This is a genomic window from Phyllobacterium sp. T2-21 (genome assembly GCF_055378485.1).
This window is the reverse complement of record NZ_AP027912.1, coordinates 2,996,804-3,021,124: the sequence shown is the minus strand read 5'-3', so window position 1 is coordinate 3,021,124 and position 24,321 is coordinate 2,996,804. Positions and strand designations below refer to the sequence as shown.

General features: G+C 61.7%; 23 protein-coding genes. 14 read left to right on the top strand and 9 right to left on the bottom strand.

The window, feature by feature from the left end; translation table 11 throughout:
* Nucleotides 1-19: 19 nt before the first annotated feature.
* Entirely contained in the window at nt 20-1,291 is a 1,272-nt protein-coding gene (locus ACZ5FP_RS15170; RefSeq protein WP_464661124.1) for an acetylornithine deacetylase/succinyl-diaminopimelate desuccinylase family protein, read from the bottom strand.
* A gap of 157 nt (nt 1,292-1,448) precedes the next feature.
* Here ACZ5FP_RS15170 and ACZ5FP_RS15165 point away from each other — a divergent pair, with 157 nt between their 5' ends.
* From ACZ5FP_RS15165 to ACZ5FP_RS15155, 3 genes are read left to right on the top strand one after another with little or no spacing between them, the layout of a single operon-like run.
* Complete coding sequence (locus ACZ5FP_RS15165) at nt 1,449-4,301, top strand: molybdopterin oxidoreductase family protein (RefSeq protein ID WP_464661123.1); 2,853 nt, start codon at nt 1,449-1,451, stop codon at nt 4,299-4,301.
* Nucleotides 4,298-5,065, top strand: coding sequence for a 4Fe-4S dicluster domain-containing protein (locus tag ACZ5FP_RS15160; RefSeq protein WP_464661121.1), 768 nt, complete (start codon nt 4,298-4,300; stop codon nt 5,063-5,065). Before ACZ5FP_RS15165 ends, ACZ5FP_RS15160 begins: the two co-directional genes overlap by 4 nt.
* A gap of 38 nt (nt 5,066-5,103) precedes the next feature.
* Nucleotides 5,104-6,006: a dimethyl sulfoxide reductase anchor subunit family protein gene (locus ACZ5FP_RS15155; RefSeq protein ID WP_464661119.1), complete on the top strand. Its 903-nt coding sequence runs from the start codon at nt 5,104-5,106 to the stop codon at nt 6,004-6,006.
* Nucleotides 6,007-6,033: 27 nt separating this feature from the next.
* Here ACZ5FP_RS15155 and ACZ5FP_RS15150 read toward each other — a convergent pair whose 3' ends face one another.
* From ACZ5FP_RS15150 to ACZ5FP_RS15125, 6 genes are all read right to left on the bottom strand, one after another.
* Nucleotides 6,034-6,966, bottom strand: coding sequence for a lipid A biosynthesis lauroyl acyltransferase (locus ACZ5FP_RS15150; protein WP_288192545.1), 933 nt, complete (start codon nt 6,964-6,966; stop codon nt 6,034-6,036).
* A 7-nt stretch (nt 6,967-6,973) separates the two neighbouring features.
* Nucleotides 6,974-8,002, bottom strand: coding sequence for a zinc-binding dehydrogenase (locus tag ACZ5FP_RS15145; protein ID WP_464661117.1), 1,029 nt, complete (start codon nt 8,000-8,002; stop codon nt 6,974-6,976).
* 28 nt (nt 8,003-8,030) lie between these two features.
* Nucleotides 8,031-9,308, bottom strand: a complete 1,278-nt coding sequence (locus ACZ5FP_RS15140) for a beta-ketoacyl-ACP synthase (protein ID WP_464661115.1) — start codon at nt 9,306-9,308, stop codon at nt 8,031-8,033.
* Nucleotides 9,309-9,319: 11 nt separating this feature from the next.
* A complete protein-coding gene (locus ACZ5FP_RS15135; RefSeq protein ID WP_464661113.1) occupies nt 9,320-10,504 on the bottom strand; it encodes a beta-ketoacyl-ACP synthase in 1,185 nt (394 codons plus the stop codon).
* A 70-nt stretch (nt 10,505-10,574) separates the two neighbouring features.
* Nucleotides 10,575-10,856: an acyl carrier protein gene (locus tag ACZ5FP_RS15130; RefSeq protein ID WP_105732333.1), complete on the bottom strand. Its 282-nt coding sequence runs from the start codon at nt 10,854-10,856 to the stop codon at nt 10,575-10,577.
* 128 nt (nt 10,857-10,984) lie between these two features.
* Nucleotides 10,985-11,572 carry a histidine phosphatase family protein gene (locus ACZ5FP_RS15125; protein WP_464661111.1) on the bottom strand — a complete coding sequence of 196 codons (588 nt, stop codon included), beginning with the start codon at nt 11,570-11,572 and terminating at the stop codon, nt 10,985-10,987.
* Between the two features lie 102 nt (nt 11,573-11,674).
* On the opposite strand from ACZ5FP_RS15125, the gene ACZ5FP_RS15120 reads away from it, so the two are divergent.
* From ACZ5FP_RS15120 to ACZ5FP_RS15110, 3 genes are all read left to right on the top strand, one after another.
* Entirely contained in the window at nt 11,675-12,631 is a 957-nt protein-coding gene (locus ACZ5FP_RS15120; protein WP_464661110.1) for an AEC family transporter, read from the top strand.
* A gap of 130 nt (nt 12,632-12,761) precedes the next feature.
* Nucleotides 12,762-14,219 carry an NAD-dependent succinate-semialdehyde dehydrogenase gene (locus ACZ5FP_RS15115; RefSeq protein WP_464663295.1) on the top strand — a complete coding sequence of 486 codons (1,458 nt, stop codon included), beginning with the start codon at nt 12,762-12,764 and terminating at the stop codon, nt 14,217-14,219.
* A 5-nt stretch (nt 14,220-14,224) separates the two neighbouring features.
* Entirely contained in the window at nt 14,225-15,250 is a 1,026-nt protein-coding gene (locus tag ACZ5FP_RS15110; RefSeq protein WP_464661108.1) for an aldose epimerase family protein, read from the top strand.
* Between the two features lie 147 nt (nt 15,251-15,397).
* Here the strand turns inward: ACZ5FP_RS15110 and ACZ5FP_RS15105 are convergent, their stop codons facing one another.
* Entirely contained in the window at nt 15,398-16,315 is a 918-nt protein-coding gene (locus tag ACZ5FP_RS15105) for a sugar kinase (protein WP_464661107.1), read from the bottom strand.
* Nucleotides 16,316-16,459: 144 nt separating this feature from the next.
* Here ACZ5FP_RS15105 and ACZ5FP_RS15100 point away from each other — a divergent pair, with 144 nt between their 5' ends.
* From ACZ5FP_RS15100 to ACZ5FP_RS15090, 3 genes are read left to right on the top strand one after another with little or no spacing between them, the layout of a single operon-like run.
* Nucleotides 16,460-17,077 (top strand): pyridoxamine 5'-phosphate oxidase family protein, encoded by a 618-nt coding sequence (locus ACZ5FP_RS15100; protein ID WP_464661105.1) that lies wholly within the window; start codon nt 16,460-16,462, stop codon nt 17,075-17,077.
* Nucleotides 17,078-17,113: 36 nt separating this feature from the next.
* Entirely contained in the window at nt 17,114-18,817 is a 1,704-nt protein-coding gene (locus tag ACZ5FP_RS15095) for a SulP family inorganic anion transporter (RefSeq protein WP_464663293.1), read from the top strand.
* A 5-nt stretch (nt 18,818-18,822) separates the two neighbouring features.
* A complete protein-coding gene (locus tag ACZ5FP_RS15090) occupies nt 18,823-19,443 on the top strand; it encodes a ParB-like protein (RefSeq protein ID WP_464663291.1) in 621 nt (206 codons plus the stop codon).
* A 180-nt stretch (nt 19,444-19,623) separates the two neighbouring features.
* On the opposite strand, the gene phnF is transcribed toward ACZ5FP_RS15090, so the two are convergent.
* Nucleotides 19,624-20,370 (bottom strand): phosphonate metabolism transcriptional regulator PhnF, encoded by a 747-nt coding sequence (gene phnF / locus ACZ5FP_RS15085; RefSeq protein ID WP_464661103.1) that lies wholly within the window; start codon nt 20,368-20,370, stop codon nt 19,624-19,626.
* An 84-nt stretch (nt 20,371-20,454) separates the two neighbouring features.
* Here phnF and phnG point away from each other — a divergent pair, with 84 nt between their 5' ends.
* Genes phnG through phnK form a run of 5 tightly spaced genes read left to right on the top strand, consistent with a single transcriptional unit; the run spans nt 20,455 to nt 24,321 of the window.
* Nucleotides 20,455-20,943 (top strand): phosphonate C-P lyase system protein PhnG, encoded by a 489-nt coding sequence (phnG, locus tag ACZ5FP_RS15080; RefSeq protein ID WP_464661101.1) that lies wholly within the window; start codon nt 20,455-20,457, stop codon nt 20,941-20,943.
* Nucleotides 20,943-21,554 (top strand): phosphonate C-P lyase system protein PhnH, encoded by a 612-nt coding sequence (gene phnH, locus ACZ5FP_RS15075; protein ID WP_464661099.1) that lies wholly within the window; start codon nt 20,943-20,945, stop codon nt 21,552-21,554. The genes phnG and phnH overlap by 1 nt, the downstream gene beginning before the upstream one ends.
* A gap of 3 nt (nt 21,555-21,557) precedes the next feature.
* A complete protein-coding gene (locus tag ACZ5FP_RS15070) occupies nt 21,558-22,664 on the top strand; it encodes a carbon-phosphorus lyase complex subunit (protein ID WP_464661097.1) in 1,107 nt (368 codons plus the stop codon).
* A complete protein-coding gene (locus ACZ5FP_RS15065; protein ID WP_182549213.1) occupies nt 22,661-23,542 on the top strand; it encodes an alpha-D-ribose 1-methylphosphonate 5-phosphate C-P-lyase PhnJ in 882 nt (293 codons plus the stop codon). The genes ACZ5FP_RS15070 and ACZ5FP_RS15065 overlap by 4 nt, the downstream gene beginning before the upstream one ends.
* A gap of 2 nt (nt 23,543-23,544) precedes the next feature.
* Nucleotides 23,545-24,321: a phosphonate C-P lyase system protein PhnK gene (gene phnK, locus ACZ5FP_RS15060; protein WP_091877674.1), complete on the top strand. Its 777-nt coding sequence runs from the start codon at nt 23,545-23,547 to the stop codon at nt 24,319-24,321.

The following is a 24,321-nucleotide window of genomic DNA, read 5'->3' as shown; positions in this document are numbered from 1 at the left end:
TTTGTTTTGAGAACCATGCCTAGATTGAGCCGGACAGCAGAACTTTCAGGCCGAGCGCCATGACCTTTGCCGACTCGACCATGTCCTCGATGCCCACATATTCGTCAGGCCGGTGGGCGAGGTCGAGAATACCCGGCCCGTAGGCGATACAGTCATGCAGCAGGCCGATGCGGGCGATGTGCTTCTGGTCATAGGTGCCCGGCGAAATGACATATTCCGGCTCCTTGCCGAAGACGTCGCGGATGCCCTGCGCAACGGCGGTGACCACGGGCGCATCGCGCTCGGTCATCAGCGGCTGCACCTCCATGATGTCGCGGATGTTGTAGTGGAATTTCGGCCGCTCCCATTGCAGCCGGTCGAGGATCGATGTCACCTCGCGCTTGACCTCGGCGAGGTCTTCCTCGAGCAGGAAACGCCGGTCGATGGTCAGGCGGCAGGAGTCCGGCACATTGGGCGAGGGCAGGCCGGAATAATCATCGGTCTGGCCGCCATGGATCGAATTGATGTTCATGGTGGAGCGTTTTGCGCCTTCCGGCACCACGGGCATGCGGGTCTGCTTCTTGTCGAGTGCCGGAAACAGCTCCTTTTCGAAGGCATCGAGCACCGCGCCCATGTGGCGCACGGCGCAATCGCCGAGAAACGGCATGGAGCCATGGGCAATCTCGCCCTTGGTCTCGATCTCGGCCCACCAGACGCCGCGATGGCCGAGGCAGATGCGGTCCTTGTTCAGCGGTTCGGGAATGATGACGTGGTCGACGCGCGGTTTTGAGAAAAAGCCCTTGCTGGCGAGATAGGCGACGCCGCCGAAACCGCCGGATTCCTCGTCCACCGTGCCTGAAATCTCGATTGAACCGGCAAAGTCGGGATAGACTTCAAGAAAGGCTTCGGCGGCGATGATCGAAGCGGCCAGCCCGCCCTTCATGTCGCAGGCGCCGCGCCCGTAGACTTTCCCGTCTTTTACCACGCCCTCGAACGGATCGACTGTCCAGCCTTCGCCCGCGTCGACCACGTCGATATGCGAATTGAAATGCACGGTCTGGCCATGTGTCCGGCCGTCAAAGCGCGCGACGATATTGGTGCGCGGATAGCGGTCCGTATCGCCGGGTGTGCCTTCGCCGCGAATCAGCTGGGTCTCAAAACCGCTCTTCTTCAACCGTTGCGCGATAAATTCGGCGCAGGGCGTGTAGGCTTCACCCGGCGGATTGACCGTGGGAAAGCGTATGAGATCACGGGTCAGCGCAACGAGGTCGTCACGGCGCTTTTCGATTGCACGGGAGAGCTTTTCATCCATTGGTATATCAAATCAGCCTTGGCGACGATTTGGCAAGAGGCAACTTCTTGGCAAATCATATGATGCCGTTTTCCTGGTGAGATGTCGTTAGAGTGTTTGGTAGATTGGAATTGTTCTTATAAAACAGGGATTCTGTGACAAGCGAGGCAATCACCCCATGGAAACCGAACCGTACATTGCCCTGTCGGCACCGGTGGGTGACACAATCGCCAAGACAACCTGCTACATGTGCGCCTGCCGCTGCGGCATCAATGTGCATCTGAAGGACGGCAAGGTCCGCTATATCGAAGGCAACCGCGATCACCCGATCAACAAGGGTGTGCTGTGCGCCAAAGGTTCGGCCGGAATCATGCAGCATTATTCGCCGGCGCGGTTGCGGGCGCCGCTGTTGCGCACCGGCCCGCGCGGATCGGGCGAATTCAAGGAAATCAGCTGGGAAGAGGCGCTGTCGCTCGCCGTCGACTGGCTGCAGCCGATTCGTGAGACCGCGCCGCAGAAGCTGGCCTTCTTCACCGGCCGCGACCAGTCGCAGGCCCTGACCAGCTTCTGGGCGCAGAATTTCGGCACGCCCAACTACGCCGCCCATGGCGGTTTCTGTTCGGTCAATATGGCGGCGGCGGGCATCTACACGATCGGCGGCGCATTCTGGGAATTCGGGGCGCCCGACTGGGACAAGACGAAACTGTTCGTGCTGTTCGGCGTGGCCGAGGATCATGATTCCAACCCGATCAAGATGGGTATTTCCAAGCTGAAACAGAACGGCGCGCGGTTCGTTTCGGTCAACCCGGTGCGCACGGGCTATTCCGCGGTGGCCGACAACTGGATCGGGATCAGGCCCGGTACGGACGGGCTGCTGATCCTGGCGATCATTCATGAACTGTTCCGCAACGGCCAGATCGATCTCGATTATCTCCAACGCTACACCAATGCGCCGTGGCTGGTGATTGACGACGAGGGCAAGGAGGATCACGGCCTGTTCCTGCGCGACGATCTTGGCAAGGCGCTGGTGCGCGACCGCAAGACGGGTGCGCTGGTGCGTTTTGACGAGCCGGGACATGTTGCCGATCTCAACGCCGATTTCACCACGGATGACGGCCGCAAGGTGCGCAGCGTCCTGCGGCTGATGGCGGAAAAGTACCTTGATCCGCAATATGCGCCCGATGCCGTCGCTGCTGAAACCGGCGTATCGGCAGCCACCATTCGCGGCCTTGCGGCGGAAATCGCGCGGGTGGCGTTCGAAGAGGAGATCATCCTCGAGCAGCCATGGACCGACATGAAGGGCGAACAGCACGACGCGATGATCGGCCGCCCGGTGACCTTTCATGCCATGCGCGGCATCTCGGCCCATTCCAACGGCTTTCAGTCGGCGCGGGCACTGCATGTGCTGCAGACGATCATCGGCTCCATCGATTGCCCCGGCGGCTATCGCTACAAGCCGCCCTATCCGAAACCGGCCACGGCACATCCGCGCCCGCACGGCCGGGCGGAACATGTCACGCCGGGCAAGCCGCTGGCCGGGCCGCATCTCGGCTATCCGCTTGGGCCGGAAGACCTGCTGGTCGATGCGGATGGCAAACCGCAGCGCATCGACAAGGCCTTTTCGTGGGAAGCGCCGCTGTCCGCCCATGGCATGATGCATATGGTGATCGCCAATGCCCATGCGGGCGATCCCTATCCCGTGGACGTGCTGTTCCTCTACATGGCGAACATGGCGTGGAATTCATCCATGAATACGCGCGGCACCATAAAGATGCTGGAAGCGCGCGACGAGGCGACAGGCGAATACAAGATTCCGAAGATCATCTATTCCGACGCCTATTCCTCGGAGATGGTCGCCTATGCCGATCTGGTGCTGCCCGATACGACCTATCTTGAGCGGCACGACTGCATCTCGCTGCTCGACCGGCCGATTTCCGAGCCGGAAGCCGCCTGCGATGCCATCCGCTGGCCGGTGCTGGAGCCGGACCGCGATGTGCGCGGCTTCCAGTCGGTGCTGATCGATCTCGGTGCACGGCTGAAATTGCCGGGTTTCGTCGATGCACAGGGCGGAGCGCTCTACAAGGATTACGCCGATTACATCGTCAATCACCAGCGCAAGCCGGGCATCGGTCCGCTGTCGGGCTGGCGCGATGCGGATGGAACCGGCGAGGGGCGCGGAACGCCGAACCCGGACCAGCTGGAGAACTATATCGGCAATGGCGCGTTCTGGATGAAGCACATCCCGGAGGAGGCGCTGTATTTCAAGCACCACAATGCCGCCTACCAGCAGTTCGCCATCGATACCGGCTTTTTCGATACGCCGCAGCCGGTGACGATCCAGCTCTATGTGGAGACGCTGCAAAAATTCCGCCTGTCGGCGCTGGGCACCCGCAAGCCGGTTGCGCCGGAACAATACCGGCAGCGGCTGCTCGAATGCTTCGATCCGCTGCCCCTATGGTACCGGCCGTTCGAGGAACAGGGTGTCGATACCGAGGCTTTTCCCTACCATGCGATCACGCAGCGCCCCATGGCGATGTATCATTCCTGGGGCTCGCAGAATGCGTGGCTGCGGCAGATCCACACCAAGAACCCGCTCTATGTGCCCGGCGGCATTTGCGACGAGTTGGGGCTGAAGGATGGTGACTGGGTGTGGGTAACGTCGCATCACGGCCGCATCAAATGCGAGATCGCGCGCACCGAGGCGGTGAACGGCAGGACCATGTGGACCTGGAATGCCATCGGCAAGCGCAGCGGCGCCTGGGCGCTCGACAAGAATGCGCCGGAGGCGACCAAGGGTTTTCTGCTCAACCATCTCATCCATGAACTGCTGCCGCCGAAAGCCGATGGCATGCGCTGGTCGAATTCCGATCCGATCACCGGGCAGGCGGCCTGGTACGATTTGCGCGTGCGCATCGAGAAGGCGGAGGTGGGTGAGGCGGTGAGCGAGCCGCATTTCAGCACCTTGTTGCGGCCCGGCAGCCAGCCGGAACCGGTGGACCAGCTACGTTACGGACAGGAGTGGACGGCATGACCAGCCTGCCGCAAACCCGCAGCGCCAAGAAGCTTGGCCTTGTGATCGATCTCGATGTCTGTGTCGGCTGCCATGCCTGCGTCATCAGCTGCAAGGAGTGGAACACCGGCGCCTATGGCAATGCGCTGTCGGACCAGCATCCCTATGGCGACGATGTTTCCGGCACCTTCCTCAACCGCATTCACAGCTTTGAGGTGGTGCCGGACGGCGGACAGGTGATCGGCGAAGCGGGCGATGCGCGGGTGGTGCATTTTCCGAAATCCTGCCTGCATTGCGAGGATGCGCCCTGTGTCACGGTCTGTCCGACCGGCGCCTCCTACAAACGCGCCGAGGATGGCATCGTGCTTGTCGACGAGGACAAGTGCATCGGCTGCGGTCTGTGTGCGTGGTCCTGCGCCTATGGGGCACGCGAGATGGACCTGGCTGCCGGGGTGATGAAGAAATGCACGCTGTGCGTCGACCGGATCTACAATGAGACGCTGCAGCAGGAGGATCGGGTGCCGTCCTGCGTGCGCACATGCCCGGCCAATGCCCGCCATTACGGCGATCTCGGCGATCCTACATCCGAGGTGTCGGTGATGGTGGCGGAACGGGGCGGTTTTGACCTGATGCCGGAGCAGGAGACGCGGCCGACCAACAAATATCTGCCGCCGCGCGCCCGCACATCGTTGGCCAGCGCCGCGCCGATGATTCCTTTGGCAGAAAACACCGAAGGCGCGCGCGGCTTCTTTGCCTGGCTCGACAAAACGCTGGACCGGATTTGAACATGAGTTTGTTTTTTGACACCCCGAGGATGCACTGAATGCATCCGGCCTATTCGATCATCATCTTCACCACGCTGTCGGGTCTTGGCTATGGCCTTGCGGTCATGCTGGGGCTCGGATTTCTTGACCCGTCGGCATTACCGACCAAGATCGCCTATCTCGCAGCCCTCGCACTGATCAGCATCGGGCTCCTGGCATCGCTCCTGCATCTCGGCAACCCGCAGCGGGCATGGCGGGCGCTGAGCCAATGGCGGTCAAGCTGGCTGTCGCGCGAAGGCGTGATGGCGATTGCCACCTTCGTTCCGCTGACGTCGAACGCCGCTCTGTGTCTGTTCATGAACCGGCAGGATGGCATTCTTGGCCTGATCACCGTGCTCGGTGCGCTGATCACGGTCTATTGCACCTCGATGATCTATGCATCGCTGAAAACCGTGGATTCCTGGCACACCCGGCTGACGCCACTCTGCTTCCTGCTGTTTTCCCTTGCGGGCGGGGCGCTGCTGGCATCCGGTTTCGCCAGACAGAACGGATTGCCGCTGCAACTCCTGGCATTGCTGCTTCTGCTATTGGCACTTGTGGCAAAGATGGTCTGGCGCACGCGGGCAAGGACGCTGGTTCCGCTGTCGACGCCGGAAAGCGCCACCGGACTGGGCGGTATCGGCAAAGTGCGGCTGCTCGAACGCCCGCATGCGCTGGACAATTATCTCACCCGGGAAATGGGATTTCGCGTTGCGCGCAAACACGCTGAAAAACTCTGGGCCATCGCCTTTGTCAGCGGCATTCTGCTGCCGGTTTTGGCGCTGCTGACGGCAATGGCCGTTGGCGGTGTGCCTGGCCTGTTTCTGATGGTCTTTGCTGTTCTTGCGCACCTGCTCGGGCTGTTTGTTGAGCGCTGGCTGTTTTTCGCCGAGGCGAAACACGCGGTGATGAATTATTACTGATGGGTGCGAGCGGCGGGGGCCGTCCGCTTAGGCATTCCAGCGCTTGTGGAACCACATCCATTGGCCGGGATATTCCCGCACCCAGGTTTCGACCTTGTCATTGACCAGCTGAACCGTGCGGGCGATGTCGACCGCGCCGGTTTCGTCGCGCGGTAGTTCCATCTTTTCTTCCAGCTCCAGCCGGAAACGGCCGCCGGGCAGGCGGACGCAGCGTGCGGGATAGACATCGCAATCATATTGCCGTGCCAGCTTGGCCAGAAGCGGATTGGTCTTGCAGGGGCGGTTGAAGAAGGTCGAGGCAACGCCGCGGTGGAATTTCTGGTCGACCAGCATGCCGACATTGCCGTTGGTATTGAGAACGCTGGCCAGCGACCAGGCGGCACCCGCCTTGGACGGCACGAGGTGGCCCATATTGGTGCGGCGCGCGCTGAGGATTTTCTTCGCGACATAGGGATTGTTCGGCGGGCGGAACAGCGCGGTGACGTTGAGATCGAACGTTGCGGCGCAGATCGGCAGCAGTTCGAAATTGCCGGAATGGGCCGTGAAGAAGATATGCGGACGGTCGCTCTCGTCGCGGATGCGCTCAAAGATTTCGCGGCCCTGCACTTCGATCAGGCCCGGCGTGTCGCTGTGCGGATCATAATCGAAGATTGCATCGAGAAAGACATATTCCGCGGTGAGGCGGGCCATGCTGCTCCACATGTCGCGGGCGATCAGCTGCAGTTCTTCTTCGGATTTTTCCGGATAGGCCATGCGCAGATTGGTCATGGCCACACGATGACGTCCCATCAGCGGGCCTATGCGGCGTGCCGAAGCATCGATGAAATTCGTAGCCGCCTTCGCCGGCAGCAGCCGCAGGAGGAACAGCACACCGAAAATCGCATGCGCCGACAGCCAGTAGTTGAATGTCTTCAACTTCTGGCCCCAGCGGAACAGGGCAAGTTTGAATTTCAGATTCATGCGCGGCTCAGTTGACGCGCAGGATGATCTTGCCGAAGACGTCCCGGCCTTCCATCCGCTTCAATGCCGTATCGATGTCGTCGAAACCGACTTCCGTGTCGATGACCGGATGGACCAGACCGCGCGCCATCTTCTGCATGGCATCGGCCATGTTCTCCATGCGGCAGCCGAAGGAGCCGAGCAGCTTCAGCTGCTGCTGGAACAGCATCATCAGGTTCATGCTGGTGGAAACGCCCGAAGTGGAGCCGCAGGTGACGAGCCTTCCGCCGCGCCGCAGCGACAGCATGGACCCGGCCCAGGTATCGGCACCGACGTGTTCGAAGACGACATCAACGCCCTTCTTCTTGGTCAGCTTGCGCACGACGCCTTCAAAGCGGTCTTCGCGGTAGTTGATGACGTGGTCGGCGCCGAGCGCCTTGGCCCTTTCGATCTTTTCGTCGGAACCGACGGTGGTGATGACCGTGCAGCCGATTTTTTTCGCCAGCTGGATCGCCGCCGAACCGATGCCGGAACCGCCCGCATGCACCAGGATGGTCTCGCCGGGTTCGAGCTTGGCATTGTCGAACAGCATGTGCTCGACGGTTCCGAACGTGACGGGGGCAACGGCCGCACCGATCTCGTCGACACCGGGAGGGGCGGGAACCAGCAGGCGGGCCTTGAGGTTCACCTTTTCCTGGGCAAAACCATCGAGATGGAAGCCGTGTACGCCGGAGACATGCTCGCAGAGATTGTCGCGGCCTTCGCGGCAGGGGCGGCACAGTCCGCAGGTCTGCGCGCCATAGATCGACACGAGCTGGCCGGGCAGGAGGCTGGCAACGCCGGGGCCGATGGCATCGACCACGCCGGATGCTTCCGCACCGATGGTCAGCGGCATCTTGCGCTTGGCAAATGCCATGCCGCGCCAGCCCCAGACGTCGATGTGGTTGAGAGCGACAGCCCTGATATTGACCGTTACTTCACCGGGACCGGGCGGGGGCGGGGGTGCAATGTCGACAATCTCGAGCTTGCGGTCTTCGATCAGCTGTAATGCGCGCATATTATCCGTTTTCCTTTTCGGAGAGGGATTAGTGCGGTTCTGCCGTCATGACAAGACACGTATTTTGCCCGCCGAAGCCAAAAGAGCTGGAAAGCACGGCGGAGACGCTGGCTTCACGCTTCACATTGGGCACTACATCGAGCACGATGGCGGGATCGGGATTGTCATAGTTGATCGTCGGCGGGATGGTTCCCGTCCCGATGGTGAGCATCGAGAACACGGCTTCAATCGCACCGGCAGCCGTCAGCGTATGGCCGATCATCGACTTGTTGGACGAGAGCGGCAGCGTGGAAATGCGCTCGCCGAAGACGGTCGAGAGTGCGAGATATTCCATCTTGTCGTTCTCGGGCGTCGAGGTGCCATGCGCGTTGATGTAGTTGATCGCGTCTTCCTTGATGCCGGCGTCGTCAAGCGCGGCACGCACCGCGCCGATGGCCGGCGAGCCGTCGGGCTTCGACCGGGTGCGGTGGAAATCGTCGGCCTTTTCGCCGCAACCGCGCATGATGCCGAGAATCTTGGCGCCGCGTGCAACGGCTGATTCCAGCGATTCCATCACCAGCGCGCCGGAGCCTTCGGCCATGACAAAACCGTCACGATCCTTCGAGAAGGGTTTTGCCGCCTTGTGGGCCGGATTGTTCTGGGTGGATAGCGCCGACAGCAGGGAGAAGCGGACCAGCGCTTCGGCGGAAACCGAACCGTCCGTACCGATGGACAGGACCCGGTCGCTTTCGCCGCGCCGGATGGCCTCGACGCCGAGCTGAATGGCGGTGGCGCCCGATGCACAGGCGGTCGACAGGGTGATCGGCAGGCCGCGCGTGCCGAACGTGTCGGCGAGGCGCTCGGCGATGTAGCCGAATTCGGTTGTATGGAACATGGCTTCCTGCGTTCCGCGGCGGCAGGCGGCGAGAAGCAGGTCATAGCCCGGCTCGCCCTCATTCTTCACCAGAGCGTCGAGCGCGAAGCGGTTGCGCCATTCGAGTTCCACCGGCGGCGCGGCGAGGAACAGCGGTCCGCCGAAATTCTCCGTGTCGAAACCGGCCTGCGCGATGGCTTCCTCGGCGGCAAGCGAGGCCAGTTTTTCCGACAACGCCGACGCGCCTTCGTCGCTCTCCTTGAGGAAATCCACAGTACCGGCGATCTGCGTGCGCAGATTGTCGAGGGCAAAGCGGGTGATGGTGTGAATGCCCGACGTGCCGGAAGTCAGTGCGGCCCAGTTATCCTGCTTGCCCTGTCCGAGCGAGGAGACAACGCCAAGACCGGTGACGGCAACGAGGGGGCGGCCTAGATGGTCAGTATATTTTGACATATGCCAATCTCTCAAACTTTGACGAGGCGAGCGACGCCTTCGCCCCGGGTTGCGCCGATCGAGGTCGCCAGTGCCGTATCGAGACCGCCGGAAGCGGCCTTTTCATGCTTTGCATCGATGGGCAGGAACGCCGTGCCATGAACCAGGCTGAGGGCTGCGAGGCCGACGGCGAGCGGGAACTGTGCTTCGCGCAGATGCCCGATCCTGCCGGCAACGCCGCGCACAGCGGCGGAGGCGAACACATCGAGCGCGGCCTTTTCCGTTGCTGTGATGCCGTGCGCACCGGTTGCGCCGGATACAATCAGCCCGGCGGGCTTGTCGGCGCTGGCAGCGCCAACCAGCTTGGCAATGGTTTCCTTCAGGTCTTCGCGCTTGCGGCGGATCTGCGCGCTGTAGATGCCGTCGATGGCCGCATAGACGCGGGCACCGCGCTTGGCCGCATGGTCGGCGCTTTCGAGAACGAGGAATGCGCCGCCGGAACCGGTGACGATGCCGCCGCCAGGCGTGCCTTCACGCTGCCAGAGCGGTGCCCAGCCATCGGTCTTCAGCATGCCGTTGAGCTCGTAGCCGAGCAGCATGTCAGGGTGTTCGGAATTGTAAGAGCCGCCGACGAGCGCATGCGTGCTCTGGCCGGAGCGGATGCGCGCGGCAGCCGTATCGAGGGCGGAAATGCCGGCGCCTTCTTCGCCCATGAATGTGCGCGACGAGCCGGTCACTTTATGAACGATTGAAATATTGCCGGCGAGCAGGTTGGACAGCTGCGCCAGGAACAGCGTGGGGCGCAGTTCCGTCGTCAGCTTTTCATTGAGCATGGTGCCGAGATCGTTGCGCACGCGCGCTTCGGCCAGAATCTGGGTATCGACGGTGACATCGCGCTCGCCGCCACCGGCGGCAACGACCATGTCCATGGTCGAGCAGAGCGCTTCGTTGTCCTTGATCCCGGCATCCTGCAGGGCGAGGCCGGCGGCATAGGTTCCCAGGCGCTGCCAGGTCTCCATCTGCCGCTGATCGCCGCGCTTCGGGATCTGGTTGTTCCAATCGACCTCACCGAGCGGGTGAACCGTATAGGGCTTGAACGTCTCGCTATCGACGTGCGGACCGGCGGAACCGTTCAGTGCCTGCCAATGGGCATCGGCGCCTTCACCCAGGGATGAAATCAGTCCGATGCCAGTGATAACGACGGTGTTGTTCTGCATTGTCTCGCAACACCGCTTATACGGTGCACCCGGTTAGGTGGATGGTACCACTAGAATGGATTTCCAGAAATCAGGCCTTCTTGGCGGCGACGAGTTCGTCGATCTTGGCGCACAGGTTCTTCAACACGAAATATTCCTCGGTCGGAACCTTGCCGTCATTGACTTCCTGCGTCCACTGCTCGAGCGGGATCTTGATACCGAAGGCCTTGTCGATGGCAAAAACGATGTCGAGGAAGTCAAGGCTATCGATGCCGAGATCATCAATCGTGTGGCTTTCCGGCGTGATGGAATCGCGGTCGATTTCACTGGTTTCAGCGATGATATCGGCGACCTTGTCGAATGTTGAGGTCAATTCAGTTTCCTTTTGCTTCCGGTGCCTCGTAAAGGCACTGATGTCTGATGACGCGGTATCTAGCGTTTTTCACGGCCAAGGGAAAGACCGAATTGCCCTATCCCTTGTTACTCCAGCATATTCCGCCGTCAGTCGAAAATGATCCTGCCCGCAATATGAACCGTTTCACCCGCTTCGGGAGGCGAGACCACCACCGCTTCCGTCGGGCGCGGAACAATGCCGGTCAGTGCGGTTATATTGGCACGGTCGGTCATCATTACCAGATTGCCGGAACTTTTGAATTCCGCAATCATGGCGCGAATCTGGTCAATCTGCGATTGTTTCCCCGTGTCGTCATCCGCCAAAGGTCCAAGCGCGCTGACAATTTCCATGGGCGCTGCGCCGAAGGCCAGCCGGGCGGTTTCCTGCGCGTTGCAGACGGGGCTGCTCAGAACCTTGTCGATTCGCACCGACTTTGCGGCAAAGCGGGCGCCGAGCTTCTGCGCCAGCTGATGACCGCGGTCGGACAGCGTGCGGACCTGCGTGCAGTCGGTGGAAGTGTCCGTGGAGGGGCTCAAACTGCCCGATGCATCGGCGCCCTGCAGCAGGACGGTATAGCCGCCGCGTGTCAGCCTGGCCCAGGCCGCATCGGTCGCCAATGCCGTTGGAATGGATAGGAATACGCCCAGAACGAGCGAGAGTGCCGGAAGGACGTAAAATCGCGAATGCTTCAACATTCAATCTCCTTAGCAGCGCAGATGGGGTTTTGGCCAAAAAAAATAAAGTGAAGAACTTCGATTGCCTTGCGCAGGCACTGTCGCGGGCCTATTGCGGAGACAATGGGTCTCGTTCAAACAATCATCGTGGTTTTTGGAGTGATTGCCGTGGCTTATGCCGCGGCCCACTTCAAGCTGCTCGATGAACGGGTGGGCGACGGGCTTTCCGAATTTGTTTTCATGATCGCCGCTCCCCTGCTGCTGTTCCGCACCATGGTGACGGCGGATTTTCACGGTTCGGCCCCGTGGGGCCTGTGGGCCGCCTATTTCATCGGGCTTGCCGTCGCCTGGGCGCTGTCCGATCTGGCGATCAAGGTGATCTTTGGCCGGGATAATCGCGCCGGTGTCGTTGCCGGGGTTTCCGGCGCCTTTTCCAATCTCGTATTCCTCGGCATGCCGCTCATGCTCGGGGTTTACGGTCAGGACGGGTTTGCCATCCTGTCGCTGATCGTTGCCGTTCACATGCCGAGCGTCATGGCCGCCTCGATCACCCTGCACGAGATCGCGCTGCGGCGGGACGGCGTGTTCCAGGGAGAGGGGAGCCTGCGCACGGTCGTCGTGTCGTTTTTCCGCAGCCTCCTGCGCAATCCCTTCGTTCTCGGCATTCTGGCGGGGTGGCTGTGGCGCTCGACGGGCCTGCACCTGCCATCCGTCGTCGATTCCCTGGTGCAGCTCTTGGGGAGCGTCGCCGGACCTGTGGCGCTGTTCGCCATGGGCATGGGCTTGAAGAAGTTCGGCATATCCGGCCATCTCGCCGCGTCGCTGGTCATCGCGACGATCAAGCTCTTCGTCATGCCTGCAGTCGTGCTGGGGGTCGCGCTGGCCATTGGCCTGCCGCCGTTCACCGCCAAGATCGCCGTGGTGTCGGCAGCACTGCCGGCAGGCGTGAATTCGTACCTCATAGCAACAAAATTCCGGACCGCCGAGGCCCTGGCTTCCAACTCGATGGTCATCGCGACGGCGCTGTCGGCAGTGACAATGGTGTTCTGGGTCACGATAGCGACGCGCTTTTTCGGATAGGGAAGATTGTTGCAGCTTTGACGAAAAAGGAGCAGGGTGACGGTCACGGGCGCCACTCCGGGCTGCCTCTCACGGAACTCACAAAATCAGTGGACCAAACGCTCCGCCTTACATTTCAGGGAGAAACATGATGTTGCAGAAATCCAGCCAGTTCATGAAACAGGCCAATCTGATCAATGGCGAATGGGTGGCCGCAGATTCCGGCAAGACGATTGACGTCATCAACCCTGCAACCGGCCTGAAGATCGGCACCGTCCCCAATTCCGGCAAGGCGGAAACGCGGCGCGCCATCGACGCCGCCGCCGAAGCCTTCAAGACATGGCGCAAGACATCCGTGCTCGAACGCTCCAAGCTGATGCGCAAATTGCACGATGCCATTCTCGACAATCAGGACGCGCTGGCCGAGCTTCTGACGCTGGAGCAGGGCAAATCGCTGACCGAAGCCAAGGGCGAGATCGGCATGTCGGCCGCCTATATCCTCTGGTATGCGGAAGAGGCACGGCGCACCTATGGCGACGTGGTGCCATCCCCGTGGGCCGACCGGCGCATTCTCGTGACGAAAGAACCGCTCGGCGTCATCGGCGCAATCACGCCGTGGAATTTCCCGTCCTCGATGCTTGCCCGCAAGATCGGTCCGGCGCTGGCGTCCGGCTGCACGGCCGTGGTCAAGCCGGCAACGCAGACACCCTATTCCGGCCTGGTCTGGGGCGCGCTGTGCGAAGAGGTCGGCATTCCCAAGGGTGTCGTGAACATTCTCACCGGTTCGGCCTCGGAAATCGGCGGCGAGATCACCAGCAATCCGCTGGTGCGCAAGATCACCTTCACCGGATCGACGGAAATCGGCAAGATCCTGATCAAGCAGGCGGCCGACACCGTGAAGAAGGTGTCGATGGAACTGGGCGGCAATGCGCCGTTCATCGTGTTCAACGATGCGGATCTGAACCGCGCCGTGGACGGTGCCATCGCGGCCAAATTCCGCAATTCCGGCCAGACCTGCGTGTGCACCAACCGTTTCCTCGTGCAGTCCGGCATCTACGATGCCTTCGTCGAGAAATTCGCGGCGGCCACGGACAAGCTGAAGGTCGGCAACGGTCTCGATGCGGGGACGCAGCAGGGACCGCTGATCGATGACAAGGCCGTCGCCAAGGTCGAGGAATTCATTGCCGACGCCAAACAGAAGGGTGGCAGGATTGTCACCGGCGGCAAGCGCCATGCGCTCGGCGGCAGCTTCTTCGAACCGACGGTGATCGGCGATGCCACGCCCGACATGCTCTTCACCACCGAAGAGATTTTCGGCCCTGTCGCGCCGATCTACAAATTCGAGACGGAACAGGAAGCGATCGATCTGGCCAACAACACCCAGTTCGGCCTTGCCTCCTACTTCTACACGCAGGACCTTGGACGGGTGTTCCGGGTTTCGGAAGGCCTGAAATACGGCATGGTCGGCGTCAATGAAGGCATGATCACCACGGTGGAAGCACCGTTTGGCGGCCTGAAGGAATCCGGTCTCGGCAAGGAGGGCGGACATCAGGGTATCGAAGACTATCTCGACACCAAATATATCTGCGTTGGCGGTCTGGGGCTGTAAGTCTGATGCATACGGAAATTTTCGGCCATACGCCCGATGGCGAGGCAGTTCACCGCATCACCATCTCGGGCGGCGGGCTGACCTCCAAAATCCTGACCTGGGGCGCAGTCATCCAGGATTTGCGCCTCAAGGATCACGATCACCCGCTGGTTCTCGGCTATCAGGACTTTGCCGACTATCCCGCGCATTCGCCCTATCTCGGGGCGACCATCGGGCGGACGGTCAACCGCATTCGCGATGGCGAGCTCGTCATTGACGGCCAGACCTTTGCCCTGCAGCGCAATTTCCATGGCATCCACAACATCCATGGCGGCGATGCCGGGGCGGGACGGCGCACCTGGAACGTCGTGGCCGTCGGCCCCGATTATGTCACGCTGACGATCATGCTTGGCGACGGCGAGATGGGCTTTCCCGGCAATCTCACCATCACCTGCACCTATATGCTGGAATCCAAGGGGACGCTGGCCATCCGCCTCGATGCGGTGACCGACAAGCCGACGATCTGCAATCTGGCGCATCACAGCTATTTCAATCTCGACGATGGCGGCCTGACCGACGTGCTGGATCATCAGGTCAAGATCGGCGCCGAGGCTTACCTCGCCGTCAATGGCGATCTGCTTCCCGACGGGCGCGTCCTGCCTGTTGCGGGAACGGCGCATGATTTCCGCGAATACCGGACGATCCGGCGGGAAGAGGACGGCAAGCAGGTTGTCTATGACAACAATTTCTGCGTTTCCAGCCAGCGCCGCCCCCTGCAGTGGGTGGCATCCGCCAAGGGTGCGCGCAGCAACATCGAGATGCAGGTGCTGACCACGGAGCCGGGTGTGCAGTTCTACGCGGCCAATACGCTGGGCGGGCGACCGCCGCTCGGCCTGACGGGGCAGACCTATGCCGATTATGCCGGGTTCTGCTTTGAAGCGCAGAACTGGCCGGATTCGACGCATTTCCCGTATTTTCCGCAGTCGATCCTGCGTCCGGACGAGACATACAGCCAGATGACCCGCTACACCTTCAAGAAGCACAAGGTTTAGATCGTGGTGCGTGGTTCGACAAGCTCACCATGAGGGAGGGTGAGGATTGCAGGGAGCTATATTCTGCAGCGTCTAAGATTAGCTTTGCAGCCCGTCCAGTCCCCTCATGGTGAGCTTGTCGAACCACGCGTGACAGTGCTGCCGCTTCTAGCGGCTGAAGGCCTTGCGCGCTTCCCCCATCGGCGCCAGTGCGCCATGGAACTCAACGACCCGCGCCGCGACCCGGTGGGCGCGGGCGGCGGCGTCAACGGGCTCAAGACCGGCCAGACGCGAAGCGATGTAACCGCCGTTGAAACTGTCGCCGGCCCCCGTCGTGTCCACGGCGTTGGCGCGGACGGCGGGGACGCGGCTTTGCCGGTCGTCCACAACCACGAGCGCCGGGTCGGTGCCGTCCTTCACCACGATTTCCCGCACGCCATAGCTGGCGATGCGCGCGGCGGTTTCTTCGGGCGTGGCATCGCCGAACAGGGCATTTTCATCGGGGAAGGTCGGCAGGGCGATGTCGGCGACGTGGTAGGCATCGATCAGCGCCTGTCTGGCCGTCTCGGCGTTTTCCCACAGGCGCGGCCGGTAATTGGCGTCGAAGGCGACGAGCGTGCCCTGACGGCGCGCATTGCTGACGGCGTTCAGCACGTTCTGGCGGCTCTTCGGGCTCAAGATGCCCATGGTGATGCCGGAGAAATAGATGATCTTGCGCCCATCGAGGCTGAGCGCCAGGGCCTGCGGATCGTCGCCGAGATGGCGGGCGGCGGAATCGTTGCGCCAATAGGTGAAGGATCGTTCGACACCCGTCAGCGTGATCGCATAAAGGCCCGGGCGTGCACCGGTTATAACCGGGCTATGGGCGGTGTTGATGCCGTTTTCCGCGAGGAAGGCCCGCTGCTTGAGCGAGAACGGATCGTCGCCGAAGGCCGTGACGTAATCGACGGCAAAATCGGCATCGGTGAGGGCGCGCACATACCAGCTGGTGTTGAGCGTATCGCCGGCAAATCCCATGCGCCACTGGTCGCCATTGGCTCCCGACAGCTCAATCATACACTCGCCGATGGCTGCAAACCCGCCCATGAAAACCTCCTCAACATGCATCCGGTGCGACTGATATACGAGTGTGATGCCGCTGTCATTTGTTAAAAATACCGGCTGTCATCAAGACTTAAACATGCGATGTTAGACGGCAAACGCATTTGCACGACACAGAAGGAGGTTGCGTTGTCCCGCGTTACGACAATTGATGAACTTGAGGTCATTTACGGCAATGGCGCGATAGCGGAAGCATCGACCGCCAAGGTGGCGGACCGCATCATTCCGGAATACCGGCAACTGATCGAAGGTTCGCCCTTTGTGGCGCTGGCAACGAGCGGGCCGGAGGGGCTCGATTGCTCGCCGCGCGGCGATCTGGCCGGGTTCATCCGCATCCATGACGAGCGCACGCTGATGATGCCCGACTGGCGTGGCAACAACCGCATCGATTCGCTGCGCAATATCGTGCGCGACCCGCGCGTCGCCCTGCTGTTCCTCATTCCCGGTCTCAACACGACCTTCCGTGTGAACGGCCGGGCGTTCATCGATACGGATCAGGCGCTGCTGGACAGCTTCGTCATGGATGGCAAGGCGCCGCGCTCCGTTCTCGTCATGGAAGTCGAGGAAGCCTATTTCCAGTGCGCGCGGGCGCTCATCCGCTCGGAATTGTGGAACCCGGAGAAATTCCGCTCGCCGAAGGAATTCCCGACACCGGGCCAGATGCTGGCGGCGCTGAGCGAAAACCGCGTGGGCGGTGAAACCTACGACAATGAATGGGCCGCACGCGCGGCCAAAACCATGTGGTAGACTGCATCAATCCAATGGAGGCGTTCGGTGAAACAGGTGAGTGCTTCCAATCCGGTGACCGGAGGTAGGAACTGGCTGCCGTTCCGCTCGCTTGCGGGATGGAGGCTGTCCGATCTCAACGGCGATGTCATTGCCGGCCTGACACTGGCGGCCATCGCCATCCCCGAACAGATGGCGACGGCACGCCTCGGCGGTTTTGCTCCCGAGATCGGTTTCTTTGCCTTCATTGCGGGTTCGCTGGCCTTTGCCATCTTCGGCGCCAGCCGCCATCTCTCCGCCGGAGCTGATTCAACCATCACGCCCATCTTTGCCGGCAGCCTTGCACTGCTGGCCACCAGCGGCTCGCCCGAATTCGGTCTGCTGGCGGCGGCGCTCGGCCTGATTGTCGGACTGATCGTTGTGGCAAGTGGCATCTTCCGGCTCGGCTGGATTGCCGATCTCCTGTCGGTGCCGGTCACGACGGGCTTTCTCGCCGGCATTTCCATCCACATCATCATCTCGCAATTGCCCGGCCTTCTGGGCATCGCCGCGCAGTCGGGCGATGTGTTCCAGCGTGTCTCGGCAACCATTGCCAGCGCTGGACAGATCAACGCGTACAGCGTTGCCATCGGGGCCGGTGTGTTCCTGATTGTGTTCCTGTCCGAGCGGATCAATGCGCGGATACCCGGCGCCCTGCTGGGGCTTGTCGTCTCCACCCTTGCGGTGGTGCTGCTCGGCCTGCAAAGCCGCGGCGTGACGGTTCTCGGCCCGCTTCCCAACAGCCTGCCGCATGCTGCCCTGCCGCAGATCGGTTTTGAGCAATTGCGCAGCCTGCTGCCCCTCGCATTGCTGGTCGCCGTGGTGGTGATGGTGCAAACGGCGGCCACGACACGGTCTTTCGTGTCCAAGAATGGCGCCGCGCCCGACGTCAACCGCGATTTTGTCGGCGTGGGGGCAGGCAGCATCCTGTCGGGGCTGTTTGGCGCCTTTCCGGTCAATGCCAGCCCGCCGCGCACGGCGATTGTCACGGAGACCGGCGGGACGTCGCAGGTCAGCGGCCTGATCGCTGCGGCGATTGTCCTGGCGCTGGTGGCGTTCGGCGGCCTGCTGCTGGCGAGCGTGCCGCACGCTGCCCTGGCGGGCATCCTGCTCTTTGTCGCCCAGAGGATCATCCGCTGGCCGACGATCATTGCCGTGTACCGCGAGGCGCGGGGCGAATTCGGCCTGATCCTCATCACCATGGCGGCCATCGTCGCCTTGCCCATCGAATCGGGGGTGACCATCGGCATCGGGCTGTCGCTGCTGCATGGCCTGTGGGCCGTGATGCGCGCCCGCCCCATCGAGTTCGAAAAAGTGCCCGGCAGTTCGATCTGGTGGCCGCCGAGCGCCGCCAAGGACGGCGAGAAGATACCCGGTGTGCTGGTCGTGGCGTTCCAGGCGCCGCTTTCCTTTGTCAACGCCGATGATTTCAAGCGCGGTCTGTGCAGCACCATCGATGCGAGCGGGCCGGCGCTCAACCTCGTTGTCCTCGAGGCCAGCAGCATTATCGAGATCGATTACACGGCATCGCAGGCCCTGACGGACGTGATAAACTACTGCCGGAACGCCGATGTGAAATTCGCCATAGCCCGGCTGGAATCGGTCCGGGCGCAGAATGCCCTGTCCCGGTTCGGGCTTATCGCCTCGCTCGGGCCGGACAACATCTTTCACAGTGTCGATGATGCCATCCGAAAACTGGCACCAAACCAAGGGGAACGATGATGCAGATATCCGGAACAAGAGAACCCATTGTAACGCCGGTTGCGATCAAGGATCTGCGGCCGACCCAGATCACCGTCGGCATGCGCGAAGTGGACGAAAAGCGCAAGAAATGGCGCCAGCAGAAGGGCGCGAAGGGCGGCAAGTTTCTCGGCGAACATATGATCCCCGTGGTGCTTGGACCGAACAGGCGCAATTACGTCATCGACCATCACCATCTTGCGCGCGCACTGCACGAGGAGGGGGTAAAACACATTCTTGTCACTGTCGTCAGCGACCTGTCATCGCTGGAGAAGGATGCGTTCATGGTGGTTCTCGACAATCGCGGCTGGATGCATCCGTTTGATGCCGAGGGCAAACGCCGTGACTATGCGGCCATTCCCAAGGCGATCAAGGATCTCGACGACGATCCGTTCCGCAGCCTTGCGGGCGAACTGCGCCGTGCCGGCGGCTATGCCAAGGATACCACGCCGTTCAGCGAATTCCTCTGGGCGGATTTTCTGCGGCGCCGGATAGGCCGCAAGGCCGTGGAATCTGATTTTGATGCCGCTCTCAACCGTGCCCTCAAGGAAGCCAAGGGCGATGCCGCCGGTTATCTGCCTGGCTGGTGCGGGTCGGTGACGGATTAGGAATGAATTGACGCTTGGCATTCCCATCGTGCGTGGTTCGACAAGCTCACCATGAGGGAGGTGGTTTGGCTGCATGCCAATCGCGAACGTCGCAGAATAAGGCTCCCTGCAACTCTCGACCTCCCTCATGGTGAGCTTGTCGAACCACGCACCACGCGCGATGCAATCGACTGCCGATAACTAGACCATCGACTTGCCGTCGATTGCGATCTCCATGCGGTCGGCGGCAAAGCGGCTTCTGGCATATTCAATGGGATGGCCGTCCATATCGACATTGATCGCCGTGGAGACCAGAACGATGGCGCCCGGCGACAGGCGCAGGTGCCGCAAATCCTCCGCATCCGCATGGCGCGCGGCAATGATGGTCGATTTGCGCAGATAATCGTCAATGCCGGCCGCCTTCAGGGCGGCGGTGATGGAACCTGACACCCGGTAATCCTCGACCACGTTGGGCACCCGCGCCGCATCGAACCAGGCGGTGGCGCAGGAAACGGGATTGCCGTCCGCCGTGTGCATGGAATCGATCCTGATCACCTGGCCGCCCGTCATGCCGAGGGCTGCAGCGACTTCTCCCGCCGCGTCCTCGATGCGGTGACCCAGCAATATGCCTCTGGTCTCGCGCACCTGCGTCGCCAGGATTTCGGAAAACCGCGTCCGCTCGCCGATGCGGTAGGTCAGCTTCTTGCTGTTGGCGACGAAGGTGCCGCGGCCCTGTTCAGCCCGCAGCACGCCTTCCTTGGTCAGGGCGGCAATGGCGCTGCGGATGGTGTGGCGGTTGACCGCGAAGCGTTCGGCCAGGGTTACCTCCGGCGGCAGCCTGGCGCCGCTCGGCATTTTCCCCGCCGTGATGTCGCCGCGGATCTGGTCGGCAATCTGCCGCCAGATGGCAACGCCGCTGTTGCGGGTAATGAATCGCGCGGATTTCACGTTTTGTCATGCTCCTGTCATTGACGGGATTTATAGGTGTGTTTATTGTCTATTTGTATAGATAAATAGACAAATCTGAGCGAGATGTCAATGATCAAAGAAAATATACAGTCCACGGAAACCGGCAGCGCGCCGGATCTGCAGCGCAAGGCCGCCATGGCCCTGCTGGCGCAGGCGACCGCGCCTGAAATAGCGGCCCTGTGGGCCGGATGGGGCGACAAGCCTGAGATAGAGACCCTGCGCGGCCCGGAAACCGGCCTCGTCATGCTGCGCGGCCGTATCGGCGGCGGCGGCGCGCCGTTCAACCTGGGCGAGGCGACAGTGACGCGCGCAACGGTGCGGCTCGGCAATGGTGCCGTCGGCCATGCCTATGCGCTCGGCCGGCACCGCGAGAAGGTGCGGCTTGCCGCCGTCTTCGATGCGCTGTGGCAGCAGCCGGAGTGCCGCGATGCGGTGGAGCGCGCGGTGCTTGCGCCGATTGCCGATCGTCTCGAACGCGACCGCACGTCGAAGCGCGCCGAGACCGCTGCGACCAAGGTCGATTTTTTCACAATGGTACGGGGTGACGACTGATGCGTTCCGACACACAAATCTTCGAGGGCGGTTTCAGCGACAGCGTGCTGAACGCACAAACCGTTTTCCGGGCGCTAATGGACGCCATGGCCAATCCCGGCCGGATCGTGGACGTGAGCGATCTCGCCGTGCCGCCTGCACCGCTGACATCTCTGGCCGCGTCGATTGCCGCAACCCTGTTCGATCACGACGCAACCGTGTGGTGCGACCGGGCGATCTCCGGTTCAACGGCGTGCGCGGGATGGCTGAAATTCCATACGGGCCTCGAATTGACGGATGACACGGCGGAAGCCGATTTTGCCCTGATCAGCGATGTGGCAACGATGCCCTCGCTTGAATCCTTCTGCCGCGGCACATCGGAATACCCTGATCGTTCGACGACGCTGATCCTGCAGATCGATGGTTTCGACGGCGCGGACGCGCTCGTTCTCGAAGGGCCGGGGATCAAGGATTCCATGGCGTTCTCACCCAGCCAGCTGCCGAAAATGTTCATCGATCAATGGATCGCCAACCGCGCGGCTTTCCCGCGCGGTGTCGACCTGATCTTTGCCGGCAAGGGTGCGCTTGCCGCGCTGCCCCGCACCACGCGCATCAAGAAGACGGAGGCCTGAACCATGTATGTTGCAGTCAAGGGCGGCGAAGCCGCCATCCGCAATGCGCACAAGCTTCTGGCCGACCGGCGCCGCGGCGACCGGGATGTGGCGCCCATCCAGCTCGATCAGATCGTCGAGCAGATGTCGCTGGCCGTCGACCGGGTCATGGCCGAGGGCTCGCTCTACGATCCTGAACTTGCGGCGCTCGCCATCAAGCAGGCGCGCGGCGATCTGATCGAGGCGATTTTTCTCGTGCGTGCCTACCGGACCACATTGCCCCGTTTCGGCTATACCAAGGCGCTGGAAACGGCGCAGATGCAGATCGAACGGCGCATTTCCGCCACGTTCAAGGATCTTCCCGGCGGGCAGCTTTTGGGCCCGACATTCGATTACACGCACCGTCTGCTCGATCCTGAGCTTGCCGTGGATGCACCGATTGAAGCGCCGGACCAGCGCGACGAACCGGAGGTTTTCACGCCGCGGGTCACCGACATCCTCGGCCATGACGGCATGATCGAGGAAGATGGCGACCTGCCGGAAGGCGCAGTTGCGGGCGACTTGACCCGCGAACCGCTGACCTTTCCGCTGGAACGCGATCTGCGCCTGCAGGCGCTGGCACGCGGCGATGAAGGTTTTCTGCTCGGGCTCGCCTATTCGACGCAGCGCGGTTATGCCCGCAGCCATCCCTTTGTCGGTGAAATCCGTATCGGCGAGGTCGAGGTTGAACTTGAGGTGGCAGAGCTGGATTTCCCGCTGACGCTCGGCACCATCCGGGTCACCGAATGCCAGATGGTCAACCAGTTCAAGGGATCGGCAAAGCAACCGCCACAGTTCACGCGCGGCTATGGCCTGGTGTTCGGCCAGAGCGAGCGCAAGGCCATGTCGATGTCGCTGTGCGACCGTGCCTTGCGGGCAAGGGAGCTGGGCGAAGATATCACCGCCACGGCGCAGGACGAGGAATTCGTCATTTCCCACAGTGACAATGTGCAATCGACGGGCTTCGTCGAGCACCTGAAATTGCCGCACTACGTGGATTTCCAGGCCGAACTCGATCTGATCCGGCGCATGCGCGCCGAACACGAGCGCAACCGGCTCGCCGGCGTCGAAACCAAAGAGGCAGCAGAATGACCGATCTAGCGACCTATAATTTCGCCTATCTGGATGAACAGACCAAGCGGATGATCCGCCGCGCCATCCTGAAAGCCATTGCCATTCCGGGCTATCAGGTACCGTTCGCCTCGCGCGAAATGCCGATGCCCTATGGCTGGGGCACAGGCGGCGTGCAGGTGACCGCCGCCGTTCTCGGACCGGACGATACCTTGAAGGTGATCGATCAGGGCGCCGATGACACGACCAATGCCGTGTCGATCCGGGCTTTCTTCCAGAAAGTCGCCAATGTCCGCGTGACCACGAAAACCGCGGATGCCACGATCATCCAGACGCGCCACCGCATTCCCGAAGCACAGCTGCAGGCCGGACAAATCCTCGTCTATCAGGTGCCGATCCCCGAGCCGCTGCGGTTCCTCGAGCCGCGCGAGACCGAAACGCGCAAGATGCATGCGCTGGAAGAATACGGCCTGATGCACGTCAAGCTCTATGAGGACATTGCCCGCCACGGCCATATCGCCACCACCTATGCCTATCCGGTGAAGGTCGAGGGGCGTTATGTGATGGACCCGTCGCCGACGCCGAAGTTCGACAACCCGAAGATGCATATGTCCCCGGCATTGCAGCTTTTCGGGGCAGGGCGCGAAAAGCGCATCTATGCGGTTCCGCCCTATACGGAAGTCGTCAGTCTCGATTTCGAGGATCATCCCTTTGAAATCCAGACATTTTCCCAGCCTTGCGCCCTGTGCGGGGCGAAGGGCAGCTATCTGGATGAAGTCATCCTCGATGACAAGGGCGGCAGCATGTTCGTCTGTTCGGATACGGATTTTTGTGAAGACCGGCAGGCCAAGGGGCACCGCGGTGCGCTGGCGGCAGATACGGCAGAGGCAGCGGAATAATCATGAGTGATACACCTCTCTTGAAGGTCAAGGACCTCTCCAAATTCTACGGCAGCCGCATCGGCTGCCAGAATGTCTCGTTCGAGCTGTGGCCGGGTGAAGTGCTGGCGATTGTCGGCGAATCCGGCTCCGGCAAGACGACATTGCTCAACTGCCTGGCGACACGTCTTGCCCCGTCGGCGGGCTCGGTGGAATACCGCATGCGCGACGGCCAGTTCCGCGATCTCTACCGGTTGAGCGAGGCGGAACGCCGCTTTCTCATGCGCACAGACTGGGGTTTCGTGCATCAGAATCCGGCCGATGGGCTGCGGATGACCGTTTCCGCCGGTGCCAATGTCGGCGAGAGGCTGATGGCCATCGGCGACCGGCATTATGGCAATATCCGCGCGACGGCCACCGACTGGCTGGGCCGGGTGGAAATCGCCTCCGACCGTATCGACGACCAGCCGCGCGCCTTTTCCGGCGGCATGCGCCAGCGTCTGCAGATTGCCCGCAACCTCGTCACCAATCCCCGGCTTGTGTTCATGGATGAGCCGACTGGAGGGCTTGATGTGTCGGTGCAGGCGCGTCTGCTCGATCTGTTGCGCGGGCTGGTCAGCGATCTCGGGCTTGCGGCCATCGTCGTCACCCACGATCTCGCCGTCGCCCGGCTGCTGTCGCACCGGATGATGGTGATGAAGGATGGCCATATCGTTGAAACCGGTCTGACCGACCGGGTGCTTGACGATCCGCAGGCGCCTTACACCCAGCTTCTCGTTTCCTCCATCCTGCAGGTCTAG

What these genes read in the sequence shown, in the direction of transcription:
- ACZ5FP_RS15170 (WP_464661124.1), bottom strand. Translation starts at nt 1,291, where the DNA reads ATGGATGAAAAGCTCTCCCGTGCAATCGAAAAGCGCCGTGACGACCTC.
- ACZ5FP_RS15165 (WP_464661123.1), top strand. Translation starts at nt 1,449, where the DNA reads ATGGAAACCGAACCGTACATTGCCCTGTCGGCACCGGTGGGTGACACA.
- ACZ5FP_RS15160 (WP_464661121.1), top strand. Translation starts at nt 4,298, where the DNA reads ATGACCAGCCTGCCGCAAACCCGCAGCGCCAAGAAGCTTGGCCTTGTG.
- ACZ5FP_RS15155 (WP_464661119.1), top strand. Translation starts at nt 5,104, where the DNA reads ATGCATCCGGCCTATTCGATCATCATCTTCACCACGCTGTCGGGTCTT.
- ACZ5FP_RS15150 (WP_288192545.1), bottom strand. Translation starts at nt 6,966, where the DNA reads ATGAATCTGAAATTCAAACTTGCCCTGTTCCGCTGGGGCCAGAAGTTG.
- ACZ5FP_RS15145 (WP_464661117.1), bottom strand. Translation starts at nt 8,002, where the DNA reads ATGCGCGCATTACAGCTGATCGAAGACCGCAAGCTCGAGATTGTCGAC.
- ACZ5FP_RS15140 (WP_464661115.1), bottom strand. Translation starts at nt 9,308, where the DNA reads ATGTCAAAATATACTGACCATCTAGGCCGCCCCCTCGTTGCCGTCACC.
- ACZ5FP_RS15135 (WP_464661113.1), bottom strand. Translation starts at nt 10,504, where the DNA reads ATGCAGAACAACACCGTCGTTATCACTGGCATCGGACTGATTTCATCC.
- ACZ5FP_RS15125 (WP_464661111.1), bottom strand. Translation starts at nt 11,572, where the DNA reads ATGTTGAAGCATTCGCGATTTTACGTCCTTCCGGCACTCTCGCTCGTT.
- ACZ5FP_RS15120 (WP_464661110.1), top strand. Translation starts at nt 11,675, where the DNA reads ATGGGTCTCGTTCAAACAATCATCGTGGTTTTTGGAGTGATTGCCGTG.
- ACZ5FP_RS15115 (WP_464663295.1), top strand. Translation starts at nt 12,762, where the DNA reads ATGTTGCAGAAATCCAGCCAGTTCATGAAACAGGCCAATCTGATCAAT.
- ACZ5FP_RS15110 (WP_464661108.1), top strand. Translation starts at nt 14,225, where the DNA reads ATGCATACGGAAATTTTCGGCCATACGCCCGATGGCGAGGCAGTTCAC.
- ACZ5FP_RS15105 (WP_464661107.1), bottom strand. Translation starts at nt 16,315, where the DNA reads ATGGGCGGGTTTGCAGCCATCGGCGAGTGTATGATTGAGCTGTCGGGA.
- phnG (WP_464661101.1), top strand. Translation starts at nt 20,455, where the DNA reads ATGTCAATGATCAAAGAAAATATACAGTCCACGGAAACCGGCAGCGCG.
- phnH (WP_464661099.1), top strand. Translation starts at nt 20,943, where the DNA reads ATGCGTTCCGACACACAAATCTTCGAGGGCGGTTTCAGCGACAGCGTG.
- ACZ5FP_RS15070 (WP_464661097.1), top strand. Translation starts at nt 21,558, where the DNA reads ATGTATGTTGCAGTCAAGGGCGGCGAAGCCGCCATCCGCAATGCGCAC.
- ACZ5FP_RS15065 (WP_182549213.1), top strand. Translation starts at nt 22,661, where the DNA reads ATGACCGATCTAGCGACCTATAATTTCGCCTATCTGGATGAACAGACC.
- phnK (WP_091877674.1), top strand. Translation starts at nt 23,545, where the DNA reads ATGAGTGATACACCTCTCTTGAAGGTCAAGGACCTCTCCAAATTCTAC.